At 70.3% G+C, this 15,940-nt stretch carries 16 protein-coding genes; 3 read left to right on the top strand and 13 right to left on the bottom strand.

Annotated features, from left to right (window positions below):
• Nucleotides 1–5 precede the first annotated feature (5 nt).
• Nucleotides 6–428 carry a nuclear transport factor 2 family protein gene (locus tag B0W88_RS03600; RefSeq protein ID WP_077033284.1) on the top strand — a complete coding sequence of 141 codons (423 nt, stop codon included), beginning with the start codon at nucleotides 6–8 and terminating at the stop codon, nucleotides 426–428.
• A gap of 6 nt (nucleotides 429–434) precedes the next feature.
• Here the strand turns inward: B0W88_RS03600 and B0W88_RS03605 are convergent, their stop codons facing one another.
• The 12 genes from B0W88_RS03605 to B0W88_RS03660 all read right to left on the bottom strand — a co-directional run bounded on the left by B0W88_RS03605 (nucleotide 435) and on the right by B0W88_RS03660 (nucleotide 12,204).
• Entirely contained in the window at nucleotides 435–1,115 is a 681-nt protein-coding gene (locus B0W88_RS03605) for a GntR family transcriptional regulator (RefSeq protein WP_077033285.1), read from the bottom strand.
• 17 nt (nucleotides 1,116–1,132) lie between these two features.
• A complete protein-coding gene (gene hpxZ / locus B0W88_RS03610) occupies nucleotides 1,133–1,519 on the bottom strand; it encodes an oxalurate catabolism protein HpxZ (RefSeq protein WP_077033286.1) in 387 nt (128 codons plus the stop codon).
• Nucleotides 1,516–3,318: an allophanate hydrolase gene (atzF, locus tag B0W88_RS03615; RefSeq protein WP_077033287.1), complete on the bottom strand. Its 1,803-nt coding sequence runs from the start codon at nucleotides 3,316–3,318 to the stop codon at nucleotides 1,516–1,518. Before atzF ends, hpxZ begins: the two co-directional genes overlap by 4 nt.
• A 3-nt stretch (nucleotides 3,319–3,321) precedes the next feature.
• The gene (locus B0W88_RS03620; RefSeq protein WP_077033288.1) at nucleotides 3,322–3,990 is read right to left on the bottom strand and encodes a cysteine hydrolase family protein; all 669 of its coding nucleotides are present in this window, start codon (nucleotides 3,988–3,990) and stop codon (nucleotides 3,322–3,324) included.
• Nucleotides 3,987–5,549 carry an ABC transporter ATP-binding protein gene (locus B0W88_RS03625; protein WP_077033312.1) on the bottom strand — a complete coding sequence of 521 codons (1,563 nt, stop codon included), beginning with the start codon at nucleotides 5,547–5,549 and terminating at the stop codon, nucleotides 3,987–3,989. Before B0W88_RS03625 ends, B0W88_RS03620 begins: the two co-directional genes overlap by 4 nt.
• A 16-nt stretch (nucleotides 5,550–5,565) precedes the next feature.
• Entirely contained in the window at nucleotides 5,566–6,411 is an 846-nt protein-coding gene (locus B0W88_RS03630) for an ABC transporter ATP-binding protein (RefSeq protein ID WP_083748553.1), read from the bottom strand.
• Nucleotides 6,408–7,163 carry an ABC transporter permease gene (locus tag B0W88_RS03635; RefSeq protein WP_369973843.1) on the bottom strand — a complete coding sequence of 252 codons (756 nt, stop codon included), beginning with the start codon at nucleotides 7,161–7,163 and terminating at the stop codon, nucleotides 6,408–6,410. Before B0W88_RS03635 ends, B0W88_RS03630 begins: the two co-directional genes overlap by 4 nt.
• A 5-nt stretch (nucleotides 7,164–7,168) precedes the next feature.
• Nucleotides 7,169–8,140 (bottom strand): ABC transporter substrate-binding protein, encoded by a 972-nt coding sequence (locus tag B0W88_RS03640; RefSeq protein WP_077033290.1) that lies wholly within the window; start codon nucleotides 8,138–8,140, stop codon nucleotides 7,169–7,171.
• Between the two features lie 14 nt (nucleotides 8,141–8,154).
• On the bottom strand, nucleotides 8,155–8,850 hold the full coding sequence (locus B0W88_RS03645) for a cysteine hydrolase family protein (protein ID WP_077033291.1): 696 nt from the start codon (nucleotides 8,848–8,850) through the stop codon (nucleotides 8,155–8,157).
• 12 nt (nucleotides 8,851–8,862) lie between these two features.
• Entirely contained in the window at nucleotides 8,863–9,783 is a 921-nt protein-coding gene (locus B0W88_RS03650; protein ID WP_077033292.1) for an ABC transporter permease, read from the bottom strand.
• 173 nt (nucleotides 9,784–9,956) lie between these two features.
• Complete coding sequence (locus B0W88_RS03655; RefSeq protein ID WP_077033293.1) at nucleotides 9,957–11,084, bottom strand: ABC transporter permease; 1,128 nt, start codon at nucleotides 11,082–11,084, stop codon at nucleotides 9,957–9,959.
• A gap of 4 nt (nucleotides 11,085–11,088) precedes the next feature.
• Nucleotides 11,089–12,204, bottom strand: a complete 1,116-nt coding sequence (locus tag B0W88_RS03660; RefSeq protein ID WP_077033294.1) for a BMP family ABC transporter substrate-binding protein — start codon at nucleotides 12,202–12,204, stop codon at nucleotides 11,089–11,091.
• A gap of 263 nt (nucleotides 12,205–12,467) precedes the next feature.
• Between B0W88_RS03660 and B0W88_RS03665 the strand changes: the two genes are divergently transcribed.
• Both B0W88_RS03665 and B0W88_RS03670 read left to right on the top strand, forming a co-directional pair.
• Entirely contained in the window at nucleotides 12,468–13,769 is a 1,302-nt protein-coding gene (locus B0W88_RS03665; RefSeq protein WP_077033295.1) for a DUF6445 family protein, read from the top strand.
• Nucleotides 13,770–13,824: 55 nt separating this feature from the next.
• Entirely contained in the window at nucleotides 13,825–15,096 is a 1,272-nt protein-coding gene (locus B0W88_RS03670) for an MFS transporter (RefSeq protein WP_077033296.1), read from the top strand.
• Here the strand turns inward: B0W88_RS03670 and B0W88_RS03675 are convergent.
• Entirely contained in the window at nucleotides 15,052–15,822 is a 771-nt protein-coding gene (locus B0W88_RS03675; RefSeq protein WP_077033297.1) for a TetR/AcrR family transcriptional regulator, read from the bottom strand. The genes B0W88_RS03670 and B0W88_RS03675 overlap by 45 nt on opposite strands.
• Between the last annotated feature and the right edge of the window lie 118 nt (nucleotides 15,823–15,940).

A 15,940-nucleotide genomic window follows, 5' to 3' on the forward strand; every position in this document is an offset into this window, starting at 1 on the left:
GAAGCATGAACAAGGCCCATCCCGCCGTCGCCCGCTCGCTCGAACTCTGGCACGAGATGGTCGCGAGCCGCGATCTCTCGAAGCTCGCATCGATCGTCCATCCCGAGGCTACCTTCCGCTCGCCGATGGCCTTCAAGCCCTATGCCCCCGCGCCGGCGCTGATCCTCGCGCTGAACACCGTGGTCAAGGTCCTCGAGGACTTCAGCTACCACCGCCAGTTCGCCAGCGCGGACGGCCTGGACGTCGTGCTGGAGTTCAGCGCCGTCGTGCAGGGCAAGCAGCTGAAGGGCATCGACATGGTCCGCTTCGACGAGGAAGGCCGCATCGTCGATTTCGAGGTGATGGTGCGGCCCTTCAACGCACTGCAGGCGCTGGGGGCGGAAATGGGGGCGCGGCTGGGCGAGCTGCTGCCGAAGTTCAAGGGCTGAGGAGGCTCAGCCGCGCCTTGCGCGGTGCAGTGCGGCCAGCGTGATGTGCCGCACCTCCAGCTTGCTCTGCTCGATGTGGGCGCGCAGCAGGCGCTGCGCCTCGTCCGCGCGGCGGCGCACGATGGCGCGCAGGATGCGGGCGTGCTCGTCGTAGGTGGCGGCGATGCGGGCGGGCTTGGTGAAGTCCAGCCGGCGCACGATGCGGATCCGGTCGGTCAGCCCGAGGTGCACGCGGGCCATCTCGCGGTTGCCGCTGCTGGCGACCAGTTCGGAGTGGAAGGCCTCGTCCAGCGTGCCGACCTCGACCGGGTCGGCCAGCCGCTGCTCGGGAGGCACCATCCAGATGTCCACCAGCGCCTGCAGGTCAGCGCGGTCCTCGCTGGTGGCCAGCAGCTGGGCCGCATGGCATTCGATCAGCAGGCGCAGGTCGTAGAGCTCGTCGATGACGTCGAAGTCCAGCGGCGCCACCTGCCAGCCGAGCTTGGGGAACACCTGCAGGAAGCCCTCGCGGGCGAGACGCTGCAGCGCCTGGCGCAGCGGCGTGCGGCTGAGCTGCAGCTTGGCCACCAGGTCGGCCTCGGAGAAGCGGTCGCCGGGCATCAGCGAGAAGTCGAAGATCATTTCCTTGACCTGCGCATAGGCCTGGTCAGCCAGTGATTCGGGCAGGTCTTGAGGGAGCGCGCTCATGATCCGGCGATTGTCGGTCAGGCTCCGAAGGGAATCATCGAGACATGCGCCGCGACGATGCGCCAGCCGATGCCGGGCAGCCGCATCCAGCTCTGGGTCTGGAAGCCGCGCAGGGGGGTGTCGCTGCGGATGAACTCGACCTGGGCGACCGCGGCATCCGTGCCGAAGGTGGTGATGCGCAGATTCTCCAGCTCGCGCGTGAAGTCCGGCGCCGGCGTGGCCGCACGGAAGGCGCGCATCTCGTCGATGCCGAGCTGCCTGTCGGCGATGCCATAACGCGTCAATCGAGCGTCATCCCAGAAGAAGCCGGTCAGCGCGGCGACGTCGTTCGTCATCAGCGCGCGCTCATAAGCGTGGAACAGCTCGGTCACTTCGGCGAGCACGCCGGGTTCGTCGATGGTCATGGTTGGAGTGAAGCCATGTAGGCGCGCCAGCCGCCGTGGGCGCTGATGTCCGGCGCGCCTTCCAGCGCGGCCGGTTCGCAGATGAAACCCTTGACGCAGCGGCCGTCTTGGAGCTCCACGGTGCCCAGGCCCAGCGGCGGCGGGATCAGGGCGAGGAAGGAGCCGACATCCGCCTGCGGCATCTCGTAGACCTCGACCTCGATGGCCGTGCCGGGCGCGCCATCGGCCACGCGCGCCAGGCCCGGCTTGGGCGGCACGGTGCCGGGCAGCGCATGCAGCCGGTAGTGGGCGGCGGTGCGGGTCTTCTCGACCAGCCGGCAGCCGCGCTCCAGCAACTGGCCGTGGAGCGGCATGCCCGAGAGATGGGCGCCGACGACGGCAATCTCCAGCGTCGGTGCCGCCACGGGCGCCTTCAGCAGGGTCAGGTCTTGCCCGCGCTTCGCGCGCAGCTTTGCGCCGAGCGGCAGGTGAGCATGGGCCGCCTCCCAGCGCAGGCCCCAGTGGGTCAGCGCGGCATCGGCGCCGGGAGCGGCCACGAAGGTGACACCGAACGGCAGGCCGAAGGGCGTGAAGCCGCTGGGCATCGCCAGCGCCGACAGGCCCAGCAGGTTGACGAAGTTGGTGTAGCGGCCGAGTTCGCTGTTGCGCAGGATCGGCCCGTCCAGCACCGCGGTGCGGGTGGGGCAGGTGGGCGCGGTGGGCAGCATCAGGAAGTCCAGCTCGTGCCACAGCGGCACGATCTGCAGGCGCAGCTGCTCCAGCCGGTAGCGTGCCGCGAAGCCGTCGGCGGCGGTGAAGGCACGCGCCTGGTCGATCACCTCGTGCACGGTCGGGTCCAGCTGCTCCGGCTGGCGCTCCATCAGCTGCGCGACGATGGCGTAGCGCTCGGCCACCCAGGGGCCGTGGTACAGCAGCCGGGCGACGGCATCGAAGGGCGCCATGTCGACCGGCTGGATCATCACGCCCATCGAGGCCAGGCGGGCCTTGGCCTCCTCGAAGGCGGCGGCATAACCGAGATCCTCATCGCATCCCGGATCGCGCGGCACGCCCACGCGCAGCGGCCGGCCTTCGAGACCCAGCCAGGGCACGCGCGGCGCGTGGCGCTGGAAGCCCGGCTCTCCGCTGGCGCCCTCCATCAGCGACATCACCAGCGCTGCGTCGGCAGCGGTGAGGGCGAAGACGGAGACGACATCCAGCGTGCGGCAGGCCGGCAGCACGCCATGCATCGGCACGCTGCCCGGCGTCGGCTTCAGGCCGACGATGTTGTTGAAGCCCGCCGGCACGCGGCCGGAGCCCGCGGTGTCGGTCCCGAGCGCGAAGGGAACGAGCCCGCGCGCCACCACCGAGGCCGAGCCCGAGCTGCTGCCGCCGCTGACGTAGGCCGGATCGAAGGTGTTGGGCACCTCGCCGTAGGGCGAGCGGGTGCCGACCAGGCCGGTGGCGAACTGGTCCAGATTGGTCTTGCCGACGACGATCGCCCCGGCCGCCTGCAGCCGCCGGATCACCGTGGCGCTGCGCATCGCGCGGTGGGCGAAGGCGGGGCAGGCGGCGGTGGTGACGAGGCCGTCCACGTCGATGTTGTCCTTCACGGCGAAGGGCACGCCCCACAGCGGCAGCTCGTGCGGGGCGATGCCTTCGAGCCGGGTGATCTGGGCCTCGATGAAGGCCGGCTCGCAGCGCAGCAGCCAGGCCGTGTCATCGGCAGCGAAGGACGCGACGAGGCGTCCGATCAGGTCGCGTGGTGTGGCCCCGTCCTCGCAATATGCTTTTCTCCAGTCCGCCAGTGTGTGCAATGCCATCGACTACAGCTCCTTCAACACCATTCCGCTCGTCGCGCTCCAGCCGACGATGCCCCCCTGCGCCGTCATCATGGCCAGCGCAGCCTTGTGGAACTCGGGGAAGTAACTCGCCGTGCCGTCCTCGACGATCAGGCATTCGTAGCCGCGGTCATTGGCCTCACGCATCGAGGTCTGCACGCAGACTTCGGTGGTGACGCCCATGAACAGCAGGTGCGTGATGCCCGCCGCCTGCAGCCGTTCGTGCAGCCGTGTCGCGTAGAAGGCGCCCTTGCCGGGCTTGTCGATCACCCACTCGCCTTCAATCGGGGCCAGCTCGGGCACGATGTCGTTGCCGGGTTCTCCGGCGATCAGGATGCGGCCCATCGGGCCCTTGTCGCCGATGCGCAGGCTGGGTGCGCCGCGCAGGCGCTTGGGCGGCGGGCAGTCATGCAGGTCAGGCGCATGGGCTTCGCGGGTGTGGATCACCAGCCCGCCGGCGCGGCGCCAGCCGGCCAGCATCGCGGCCACGGCGGGGATGATGGACTGCAGCAGGCTCACGTCGTTGCCCAGCGTCTCGCCGAAGCCGCCGGGCTCGACGAAGTCGCGCTGCATGTCGATGATGACGAGGGCGGTCCTGCTGAGGTCGAAACTGTAGGGATAGGGCGTGGCCGTGGCGATCGTCGCGGTCGTCATGCGGCCTCCGCGACGGCGGCGCTCGGCTGCGGCGCGTCGTGATGATGGTGGCCGTGGCCGCCCATGTAGGCGCCCAGCGCCTGCCGGTTCGCATCGGCCGCCGAGACCTCGTGGACGATGCGGCCCTCGCTGATGACGACGATGCGGTCGGCCAGCTTCAGCAGCTCGTCCAGGTCCTCGCTGACCAGCAGCACCGCCGCGCCGCGGTTGCGCGCGGCCATCAGCCGGCCGTGGATCTCGGCGACGGCGGCGAAATCCAGGCCGAACACCGGGTTGCTGACCAGCAGCAGCTCCGGCTCGCCGGCCAGTTCGCGGGCCAGCACGGCGCGCTGCACATTGCCGCCGGACAAGGTGCGGATGGCCGCGCCTTCGCCCTGGGTCTTGACGCCGTACTCGGCGATCCACGCGCGCGCCCGGGATGCCAGCGCACCCCAGCGCACCCAGCCGGCCGCGGCCTGCGGCGCCGCGTCGAAATCGCGCAGGCCCATATTGGCGGCGACGCTGAGATTGCCGACGCAGGCATTGGCCAGCGGCTCCTCGGGCAGGCTGCGCACCTTCAGCTCGCGGTTCTCGGCGCGGGTGGCGTGGAACTCGCGCCCGGCCACCTGCACGGAGCCACCCTCGCGCCGGCGCTGCCCGACCAGGCTCTGCATCAGCTCCCGCTGGCCGTTGCCGGAGACACCGGCCACGCCGACGATCTCGCCGGCCCGCACGTCCAGGTCCAGCTTCTGCACCGCCATCTCGCCGCGGTCCCCGCGCACGTCGAGGCCCTGGATCGCCAGCCGCACCGCACCCCGCTCGGCCTGGACGCTGCGTTCCAGCGCCGCGCTGATCTTGGTCTCGCCGATCATCGCGGCGGCCAGGCGCACCGAGTTGGTCTCGGCCACCCGGCCGGTCTCCACCAGCCGTCCATGCCGCAGCACGCTGACGTCGTCCGCATGCTGCTCCACCTCGCGGAACTTGTGCGTGATCATCAGCACCGAGCAGGCGCCCGAATGGGCCCGCTCGCGCAAGGCGCCCAGCACCTCGTCGGCCTCCTGCGGCGTCAGCACCGAGGTGGGCTCGTCCAGGATCAGCAGGCGCGGCTTCAGGAACAGCTGCTTGAGGATCTCGAGCTTCTGCTTCTCGCCGGCGGAGAGCTGCACCGGCGTCACGTCCAGGTCCAGCTTGAAGGGCGTGGTCTGCATGAAGGCGTCGAGTTCCCGCCGGGCCGTCTTCCAGTCGATGACGGCGGGCAGGTGGCCGCGGGCCAGCAGCAGGTTCTCGGCCACGGTCATGCCGGGCACGACGGTGAAGTGCTGGTAGACCATGCCGATGCCCAGGTCGCGCGCCACCGTCGGGCTGTCGATCTGAAGCTCGCGGCCGTCCACCAGCACCGAGCCGCTGGTGGGCTTGTGGTAGCCGACGACCGCCTTCACCAGCGTGCTCTTGCCCGCGCCGTTCTCGCCCAGCAGCGCGTGGACGGTGCCGGGGCGCACCTCGAGCGACACGCCTTCGAGCGCGGTGAAGGCGCCGAAGCGCTTGGTGAGCTGATAGGTCTGGAGGGTCAGTGCATTCATGGCCATATGCGTAGGTTCAGGCGTTCATTTCCCGACGGAACACTTCCAGCGTGTGGCCCTTGACCCGGATGAACTCCGGATCGACGGTGCTCTCCGGCGTGCGCGGCCGCGGCAGCGTGAAGGGCACGATCTCGGCGATGCGGGTGGGCCGGCGCGTCAGCAGCAGGATCTGGTCGGCGAGGAAGACGGCGTCCTCCAGGTCGTGCGAGACGATCACCATCGTCACGCCGGTGGCGGCCTGCGCCTGCTGCAGCTTCTCGCGGATGAACAGCGTCATCTCGAAGTCCAGCGCGGAGAAGGGCTCGTCGAGGAACATCACCTCGGGCTTGGTGGCCAGCGCACGCATGATGCAGACGGTCTGCATCTGGCCGCCGCTCAGCTCGTAGGGGTAGCGCTTCAGGTCGAAGCGGATCTCGAACAGCGCGGCCAGCTCGTCCACGCGCGCCTTGACCGCGTCGGGCTTCATGCCGCCGCGGCGCAGCGGGTAGGCGATGTTCTCCCAGGACGTCAGCCAGGGGAACAGCGCGTCGCGGTAGTTCTGGAACACATAGCCGATGCGCGTGTCCTTGAGGCTCTTGCCGTCGAACAGGATCTCGCCGGCATCGGGCTTCGTCAGGCCGGCGATCATGTTCATCAGCGTGGACTTGCCGCAGCCGTTGGGGCCGAAGATCGAGACGATCTTGCCGCGCGGCAGGTCGAGGTTGAAGTCGCTGTATAGCGGCGAGCCGGCGAAGGCCTTCGAGAGGCCGCGCACGGTGACGTGCGCCTCGACTGGCGCGGGCCGCACGGCCACGCTGTTGGCGATGGCCGCGCCTGCAGCGACCGCAGCCTGCGCCTCGGTGAACTCGGGGGTGATGTTCATGCCTTGCCGCTCCAGTGGATCAGCTTCTTCTCGATCAGCAGGAAGCCGAGGTTGAGCACATAGCCGAGCGCGCCGGTGACGATGATCGAGCTGTACATGGACTTGACGTTGAACACCTGCTGCGCGTCGATGATCCGGTGGCCGAGGCCGGTCTCCGAGCCGATGAACATCTCGGCCACGATGACGATCACCAGCGCCATCGAGACCGCGCTGCGCAGGCCGACGAAGGTCTGGGCCAGGCTCTCCATCAGCATCACGTCCTTGAACTGGTGCCAGCGCGACACGCCCATGATCTGGGCCGCCATCACGCGGGTCTTCTTCGCGTGCATCACGCCGTAGGCGCTGTTGAACAGCACGATCAGCATCGCGCCGAAGCTGGAGATGGCGATCTTGTTCACGTCGGTGATGCCGAAGATCAGCATGAACAGCGGGATCAGCGCGGAGCTGGGCGTGGAGCGGAAGAAGTCCACCAGGAACTCGACGCTGCGGTAGGCGCCTTCGCTGGCGCCCAGCATCACGCCCAGCGGCACGCCGACGGCGACGGCAATGGCGAAGGCGCTGAGCGTGCGCATCACCGTGACCTGCAGGTCCGGGAAGATCGCGCCGCTGGTGAAGTCGTGGACGAGGAAGGCCAGCGTCTCGCCGGGCGGCGGCAGCAGCACCGGCTTGATCCACTGGGCGGACAGGGCGAGCTGCCAGAACGCGAGCAACAGCAGCGGGCCGATGATCGGCAGGAGGCGGCGCTTGTCCATGAGGGTCATGCCGTGTAGAGCAGCGGCTTGACCGCCAGCTTGCTCGGGAAGATCTTGCGCTCGGCGAACACGTCGAAGAACTTCTGGAAGTAGTCGATGTCGCTGGCGGTGAACTCGTTGTAGAGCGTGAAGCCCGACAGCGGCACCTCCTTGGCCAGCGCCTCGTCGATGGCGGTGAAGCCGTCCAGGTGCGTGCGCGACTCGTCAGGGTTCTTGCGCACCCAGTCGACCGCCTTGGCGTAGGCCGCGACATAACGCTTGGCCACAGCGGGCTGTTCCTTCAGGAAGCTGCTGGTGACGGTGGCGGAGCCGCCGAACCAGGGCGCGTCCTTGCTGCCGAGCGCATAGCTGGCGATGACGCCGGTCTCCAGCACGCGGGTCAGGCCCTTCAGCCGGCCGGCAGTGCCGGTGGGTTCCAGCGTGTAGACCGCGTCGAGCTGGCCCGCCGCGAGGGCGGCCACATGCTGGCCGATCGGCAGCTCAACGACGCGCGCGTTCGTCACGCCGTTCTTCTCCAGCACGATCTTGGCCAGCGTCACGTTCTGGATGCCGGGGCCGCTGCCGACCGTCTTGCCCGCCAGGTCGCCGATCTTCCTGACCGGGCTGTCCTTGGCGACGACGAACTCGTCCAGCACCAGCTTGTGGTTGGACGGGTTGGCGCAGATGATCTTCAAGAGGCCCGGGTTGGCCAGTTCCGCCAGCGCCAGCGCGGCGGAGGCGGTGCCGTTGGCCGAGCCGTGGATGCGGCCGGAGATCATTGCCTCGGCTACCTGCTGGGCGCTGGCGAATTTCGTGGCCTCGACGTTGAGCCCCTCGGCCTTGAAGATGCCGCGCTCGACGCCGACGAACAGCGGCAGGCCGGAGGCCACCGGCCAGAAGCCGATCTTGATCGGCTCGTCATTGGCGGCGCGGGCCTTGGGCAGGCCGGCAGCCAGCGCGGCGCCGGCCAGGAGAACGTCACGACGGGTGGGTTTCATAACGTCGAATCTCCTCAGAGTGCCTTCAGCGCCGCGATCAGCGGGCCGGACGATGCGACGGCGCCGAACACGCCGCCCTGCATCTGGATCATCTTCAGCGCCGCCGCGTGGTTGGCCGGGTCGGTGGCGCCGGTGCAGTCCTCGACCAGCACGCACTCGTAGCCGCGGTCGTTGGCGTCGCGCATGGTCGTGTGCACGCAGACGTCGGTGGTGATGCCGGTCAGGATCAAATTGCGCACGCCGCGGGTGTGCAGGATCAGCTGCAGGTCGGTGGCGTAGAAGGAGCCCTTGCCCGGCTTGTCGATGATGGGCTCGCCCGGCAGCGGGGCCAGTTCCTCGATCAGCTCCCAGCCCGGCTCGCCGCGCACGAGGATGCGCCCGCAGGGCCCCTCGTCGCCGATGCCGATGCCGTTGGTGCCGATCTGGCGCGAGCGCCAGCGCTTGTTGGCGGGCAGGTCGGAGAGGTCGGGCCGGTGGCCTTCGCGCGTGTGGATGATGTGCAGGCCCGCATCGCGCGCGGCAGCCAGCAGCGCCTGCAGCGGCTTGATCGGGGCGCGGGTGTAGGACAGGTCGTAGCCCATCTTGTCCACGTAGCCGCCGATGCCGCAGAAGTCGATCTGCATGTCGATCAGGATCAGCGCCGTGTTGCCGGCGGACAGGTGGCCGTCATAGGGCCAGGCGTAGGGCAGGGTGCCTTGGACGAAGGGCATGTCATCGACTCCTTATCGTGAAACACCAAGTTCCATGGGTGCGCCGCGCAAGGCGCGCTGCGGCGAGCAACTGGCGACCAGGATCACCAGCGTCAGCACGTAGGGCATCGCGTTGAACAGGTAGTAGCCGCCGCTGACGCCGACCGACTGCAGGGCCGGCCCCACCGCGCCCGCGCCGCCGAACAGCAGCGCCGCGCCGAGGCAGCGCCACGGGCTCCAGCGCGCGAAGATCACCAGCGCCACCGCGATCAGGCCCTGGCCGCTGGACAGGCCCTCGTTCCAGCTGCCCGGGTAGTAGAGCGAGAGGGACGCGCCGCCGAGGCCGGCGATGAAGCCGCCAGCGGTCGTCGCGGCGATGCGCACGCCGTTGACCGAATAGCCGGTGGCCCGCGCGGCATCGCTGGAGTCGCCGGCCATGCGCAGCACCAGGCCCCAGCGGGTGTTCTTCAGGCCCCAGGCGATCAGGCCGGCCAGCAGCACGCCCAGCGGGAACAGCGCGTTGATCGACAGCGCGCTCTGCACGGCCGGGTCGCTGCTCCACGCGCCCAGCGGCAGCGAGGGAATCTGCGCGGCCTGCGGCTGGATCAGCGGCTTGCCGAGGTAGAAGGCAAGACCTGACCCCAGCAGCATCAGCGCGATGCCGGTGGCGATGTCCGACACCCGCGGCAGCGAACAGAGCAGCCCGTGCAGCATCGCCAGCAGCGCGCCGCAGACGCCGGCCAGCGCCACGCCCAGCCAGGGCGAGCCGGTGAGGTAGGAACCCGCGAAGCCGGCCATCGCCGAGAACACCAGCACGCCTTCCAGGCCCAGGTTGATGCGACCGGACTTCTCGGTCAGGCATTCGCCCAGCGAGACGAAGAGGAAGGGCGTGCCGACGCGGATGGCGCCGCCGGCGACGGCGAGGGAGAGATCGATCCAGGCGTGTGCGTCCATATCAGTTGTTGTCCATGGCGCCCGGCGCCATACGTTGCCGATGAAGCAAATGCCCGTTCGCCCTGAGGTATCGAAGGGCCCAGGAGAGACGTCCGCGAAAGTGGGCTGTGGGCTTCGATACCTCAGCCCGAACGGAGTCTGGGCCGACGCGGAGAGCGAAAGGCTGCTTCATCTCAGGTGGGCGTGGAGGAAGGGATCGGGCCGATCGCGGGCGGTGTCTCGGGCGGCCTCGGCCGCAGCGTCAGCAGCAACTGCCACATCCGCCCGCGCAGTGCCTCGGCGGCCAGGATCATCACGAAGGCGAAGCCCTGCAGCACCAGCACCGAGGCGTCCGGCAGGCCCAGGCGCCGCTGCAGCAGGCTGCCCGCGGCCGCGAAGCCGCCGAACAGCACGGCCACCGGCGGGATCGCCCACGGGTTGTGCCGCGCCACGAACGAGACCAGGATGCCCGTGTAGCCCATGCCGGCGATCACCGAGGCATTGGCCGCCGTGTGCACCGCCGCCACCTCGATCGCGCCGGCCAGGCCCGCGCAGGCGCCGCCAGCGAGGCAGGCGACGAGGATCAGCCTGTCGGCCGGCAGGCCCACCAGCCGCGCCGTGCGGACGTTGCCGCCGACGACGCGCACCGAGAAGCCCGAGGCGGTGAAGCTCAGCCACGCGCCCGCCAGCAGGCTCAGCACGATGCCGATCACCAGGCCCCAGTGCACGTCGCCGAGGAACTCGCCGATCGGGCCGATCAGCAGGCCGTCGACCAGCGGCTTGGTCGATGGCTTGTTGAGGCTCGCCGGGTCGCGCAGCGGCCCCTCGACGATGTGCTTGAACAGCGCGATCGCGATGTACCCCAGCAGCAGGCTCGAGATCGTCTCGTTGACGCCGCGCCACTGGCGCAGCCAGCCCGCCAGCATCACCCAGAGCCCGCCCATCAGCGCGCCGCCGGCGAGGATCACGACGAGGCCGAAACCATTGGCCGGCACCAGGCCGCCGAGCGCCGCGCAGCCCAACGCACCGAGCACCAGCGCGCCCTCGCCGCCGATCATCGTCAGCCCTGCCGCCGCCGGCAGCGCCACCGCCAGCGCCGTCAGCATCAGCGGCGCGGCGCGCTGCAGCGTGTTCTGCCAGGAGAAGGCATCGCCGAAAGCGCCGCGGAACAGCAGGCCCCAGGTCTCGACCGGGTCCTTGCCGTCGAACCACACGAACACGCCGAACAGCAGCAGCGCGGCAAGCAGCGCGAAGGTGGGCAGCAGCAGGTTCTCCGCGGCGGTGTACCAGCCTTCGGCGTATTTGGTGGGTGCGCGGGCCATGGAGTCAGACCTTGCCGACGACGCCTTCGACGAGGTAGTTCATGCCTTCCAGCGTCGGATCGGTCTGCTTCAAGGCCGTGCCCTTCGGGATCACCACCTTGCCGGTGTTGTCCTTCAACTCGCCCGCGAAGATGTCGAAGCTGCCCGCCATCATCTTGGCCTTGACCGCATCGGCGTTCTTGCGCGCGGGCTCCCCGACGCTGCTGCCGTAGGCCGAGGGCTTGACGAAGCCGTCCTTCAGCCCGCCGCGCACGAAGTTCGGATGCGGCTTGCCGGTGGCGGCGGCGTCGATGAACTGCTTGTAGGCGACGATCCAGTTCCACTCGGCGCCGGTCAGGTAGGCGGCCGGCGCCAGCTTGGCCTGGCTGGCGTGATAGCCGCAGACGAACTTGCCGCGCTTCGCCGCGGTCTCGACGATCACCTTGGGCCCGTCCACGTGCATCGTGAAGACGTCGACGCCCTGGTCGGCCAGGCTGTTGGTGGCCTCGGCCTCCTTGACCGGCATCGACCAGTCGCCGGTGAAGATCACCGTCGTGGTGATCTTCGGGTCGACCGAGCGCGCGCCCATCGTGAAGGCGTTGATGTTGCGCAGCACCTGCGGGATCGGCTTGGCGGCGATGAAGCCGAGCTTCTTGCTCTTGGTGCTGTAGGCGGCGACGACGCCGTTCAGGTACTGGCACTCGTCGATGTAGCCGAAGAAGCTGCCGACGTTCTTCGGGTGCTTGCTCGCGTCCCACAGGCCGCCGCAGTGGGCGAAGCGGATGTTGGGGTTCTTGGCGGCCAGCGCCAGGATGTGCGGCTCGAAATAGCCGTAGGAGGTGGGGAAGAGCAGGGTGACGCCGTCCTGCGCGATCATGCCCTGCATGGTCTTCTGCACGGCCATCGTCTCGGGGACGTTCTCCTCCTCGACGATCTTCATGCCCGGCATCTTCTTCACCATCGCCGCCGCGTCGGCGTGCGACTGGTTGTAGCCGTAGTCGTCGCGCGGGCCCACGTAGATGAAGCCGTCCGTCGAGCCCTTCTGCGCCCAGGCGCTGGTCCCGCCCATGCCGGCCGCGCCCAGGGTGCCGAGCGCGCCCATCGTCTTGATCCATTCCCGCCGGTTCGTCTGGTGATCCATGTCCTCACGCTCCTGTTGGTTGGGTTCAGTCAGGTATCTCAGCTTGTATACAAGCAAGTCGCGGGCCAGCCTGCTGGATCGGGGCGCTCACCGGGATGGGCGCCGGTACCGGTCGGGCCGGCGCTCCGCTTGCGGGCCCGAAGCGCCATTCCGGAGTGCATCGGCGCACCGGCGATGTGCGGCCGTAAACTGCCGCCGCCTCCTGGTCATGAACGCCCGCCGTGAATCGCAGCAAGACTTCTTCCCCTTCCCCCGCCGACCTGTTGAACGAAGGCCGCGCCCTGCATGCGCAAGGGCGCATCAACGAAGCCTTCGCCCGCTACCAGGCCGCGCTGATCGCGGCCCCCGACGATGCGGACGCGATGCAATTGCTGGGCCTGGCCTACCTCGGCCTGGGGCAGGGGCAGGTGGGCATCGCCTTCCTGCGCCGTGCGGTGGATCGCCAGCCGGGTTCGGCGGCCTTCCGGGCCAACCTGGCGACGGCCGAGGCGCAACTCGGGCGGCTGGACGAGGCGGTGGCGCAGATGCGCCAGGCCTGCGCGCTGGAGCCCGGCGATGCGCGCCTGCTGGCCGGCCTGGCGGGCCTGCTGCGCGAGCAGGGCCAGGCCGACGAGGCTGAGGGCTGCTACGAGGCAGCGATCGCCCAGGGCGCCGCCCAGCCCGCCGGCCTGCTGGCCGACTGGCATGCCACGCTCGCCCAGATGCGCTATGCCCGCTGGGATATCGAGGCCGCGCAGGCCAGCGCCGAACGGCTCGGCACCGTGGCGCCGGCACGGCGCCTGGACATCGGCGCGGCCTGGGCCGACGGGCCCCTGCCCGACGCCGAGTCGATGGCGCGCCAGTTGCTGGCACTGGCACCGGGCCTGGACGAGGCGGCCCTGCGCCAGGCCAGTGCGGCGCGCGACCTGGTCGTCATCGACGATTTCCTGCCCGACCCGCTGGCCTTCCGCGCCGAGGCGCTGCGCCTGTGCGCTGCCCAGGCGGCGGCGGGCGGCAGCGGCTTCGAGGGCAACTTCCCCGGCGTGCAGACGGCGGCCCTGCCGGTGCAGCAGGCGATGCAGCGCATCGCCCAGGCGCTGGGCCGCCCGGTCAAGTGGAACTCGCCCGACAACGGCGCGCTGCGCATCAGCCTCGCCCGCGACGACGCCCGCGCCGACGTCCACGTGGACAACCCGACGCTGAGCGATATCTTCGGCGGCGTGCTGTATCTCAGCCTGCCCGGGGACTGCCGAGGCGGCACCCGTTTCTACCGCCACCGCGCCAGCGGCTGGGAGCGCCGGCCCGATGCGGCCGAGCTCAGGGCGCGCGGCTATTCATCGTTCCTCGACTTCCAGAAGCGCAGCCTGCCGGCCAACCGCAGGCAGGGCTTCGGCGAGTGGCTGCAGCGCCGCGACGCGACCTGGGAGCCGCTGATCGAACTGCCGATGCGCTTCAACCGCCTGGTGCTGTTCCGCAGCGACTGGTTCCACGCGATCACCGAGCTGTTCGGCGACCGCCCGGAGAACGGCCGGCTGGTGCAGCTGTTCCACTTCGAGGCGAAGCCGCTCGGCGCCAGCAGCGCCTGAAGTGAAACACACCGTTCAAACCCGAACGGATCCTGTTTCGCCATGGAAAACTGAAGTGAGCCCCTCTCCCTACCAGCCCGGCCCCGCCTGGCGCATCGCCGCGCTGCTGTTCCTGTTCATGCTGGTCAACTTCATGGACAAGATCGTCGTCGGCCTGCTGGCGGTGCCGATGATGGCGGAGCTGGGGCTGAGCCCGGCGCAGTTCGGCCTGCTGTCCAGCAGCTTCTTCTGGCTGTTCGCGCTGGCCGGCGTGGCCGGCGGGCTGCTCGCCGACCGGCGGCCGGCGACCGGGCTGCTGCTGGCGATGGCGCTGCTGTGGTCGCTGTGCCAGCTGCCGATGGCCTTGTCCGGCAGCCTGGCGGGGCTGATGCTCGCGCGGATGCTGCTCGGCGCGGGCGAGGGGCCGGCGGCGCCGGTGGTCACCCATGCCCTCTACAAATGGTTCCCCGATCACAAGCGGCATCTGCCGGTGGCGGTGATGACGCTCGGCGCGGCGGCGGGGCTGCTGCTGTCGGGCCTGCTGGTGCCGGCCGTGACGGCGCGCTGGGGCTGGCGCAGCAATTTCATCCTGCTGGCGCTGCTGGGCCTGGCCTGGGCGCTGGCCTGGTGGCGCTTCGGCAGGGAGGGGCCGCTGGACGATGCAGGGCCGGCCGCAGGCGAGACCCGGCCGCTGCCCTGGCGCCGCCTGCTCGGCCGGCGGCCGGTGCTGGCCAGCCTGCTGATGCGCTTCGCGGCGTACTGGGGCCTGGCGCTGATCCTGACCTGGGTGCCCGCCTACCTGCAACTGGGCCTGGGCTACGGGCCTGCCCAGGCCGGGCGCCTGTTCGCGCTGGTGGTGGTGCTGATGATGCCGTTCGGCCTGCTGTTCGCCGGCCTGTCCGAGCGGCTGCTGGCGCGCGGCGTGGCGCCGCTGATCGCCCGCGGCCTGCTGGCGGCGGGCGCGCTGGCGGTGGCCGGCCTGCTGTTCCTCGGGCTGCAGCAGCCGGGCCTGTCGCCGGCGCAGCGCATCGCGCTGCTGACGCTGGCCGGTGGCCTGGCTCAACCGATCTACACGCTGGGGCCGGCCATGATCGCGGCGGCCGTGCCGGCGCGGCAGCGCGGCGCGGTGCTGGCGGTGGACAGTTCCGCCGGCTCGCTGGCCGGCGTCATCGCGCCCTATGCCACCGGCTTGCTGATCCAGCAGCAGCTCGGCACGGCAGGCGGCTACGAGCGCGGCTTTGCGCTGTGCGGCGGCCTGATGCTGCTGGGCGCGGCGGCGGGCGCCCTGCTGCTGGGGCTGCGCTCAGGTGAAGCGCCGGCCGATGCCACGCTGGCTGACGGGCCCTGACGCCGGCGCCGGCGCGGTGCTCAGCGGCGCGACCAGCGCGCCGGCGGTGAAGTCGATCAGGTTGTCCAGCGTGGCCGGCGTGAGCCGGGCCACCGGGTCGCGCGCCATCAGCGCGAGCGCCACCACCACCGATTCGGTGGCCCAGGCCAGCCGTTCGTCCAGCGCCCGGCCCGACAGGCCGGGCAGGGCCCTGACGGCCATCCGGCGCAGCCGCAGCAGCGCGGAGATCACCTCGTCGGGGATGTTCTCCTCGGCCAGGGCCCGCGGGCTCAGCGTGGCCTGCGCGAGGATCTGCGCGTAGCGCGGGCCCCAGCTCGTCTCGCGGATCGCGCGCGCCAGCGGCTCGACGATGGCCCGCGCCAGCGCGCGCGGATGGCGCTCCTCGCCATCGGCCACCAGCCGGTCCACGTACTGCTCGCGCATCGCATTGATCAGGCGCAGCCGTCGCTCCAGCATCCGCGCCACCAGCTCCGGCCGGGAGCCGAAGTGGTAGTGCAGGGCCGAGACATTGCGCTGGCCCGCCTCGGCCACCACCTGGCGCAGCGGCGCGTGCTCCACGCCCAGCTCCGCGAACAGCCGCTCGGCGGCCTCCATCAGCTGCTCGGCGGCGTCGGTCGGTGCCTGCTCGGGGGGATAGACCGGCAGCGGCGGAGCGGCCTGCGGGCGGGCTGCCTTCGGCGGTTTCGCGGACTTCGTCGAGGCTGGGGGCTTGCGCGGCGCGGGCATGTCGGGTCGAGGGCCTTCGTGGGTTCTTCTTCTCGTGCGCCTGCCGCAATGCGGCGAGGTGCGCAAGTTGGAGTATGCCCGCCCCGCCGATGAGGGGGTGGTCCTCGGGACATCCCCC

It is taken from the genome of Pelomonas sp. KK5 (assembly GCF_001984095.1).
Classification (GTDB): domain Bacteria; phylum Pseudomonadota; class Gammaproteobacteria; order Burkholderiales; family Burkholderiaceae_C; genus KK5.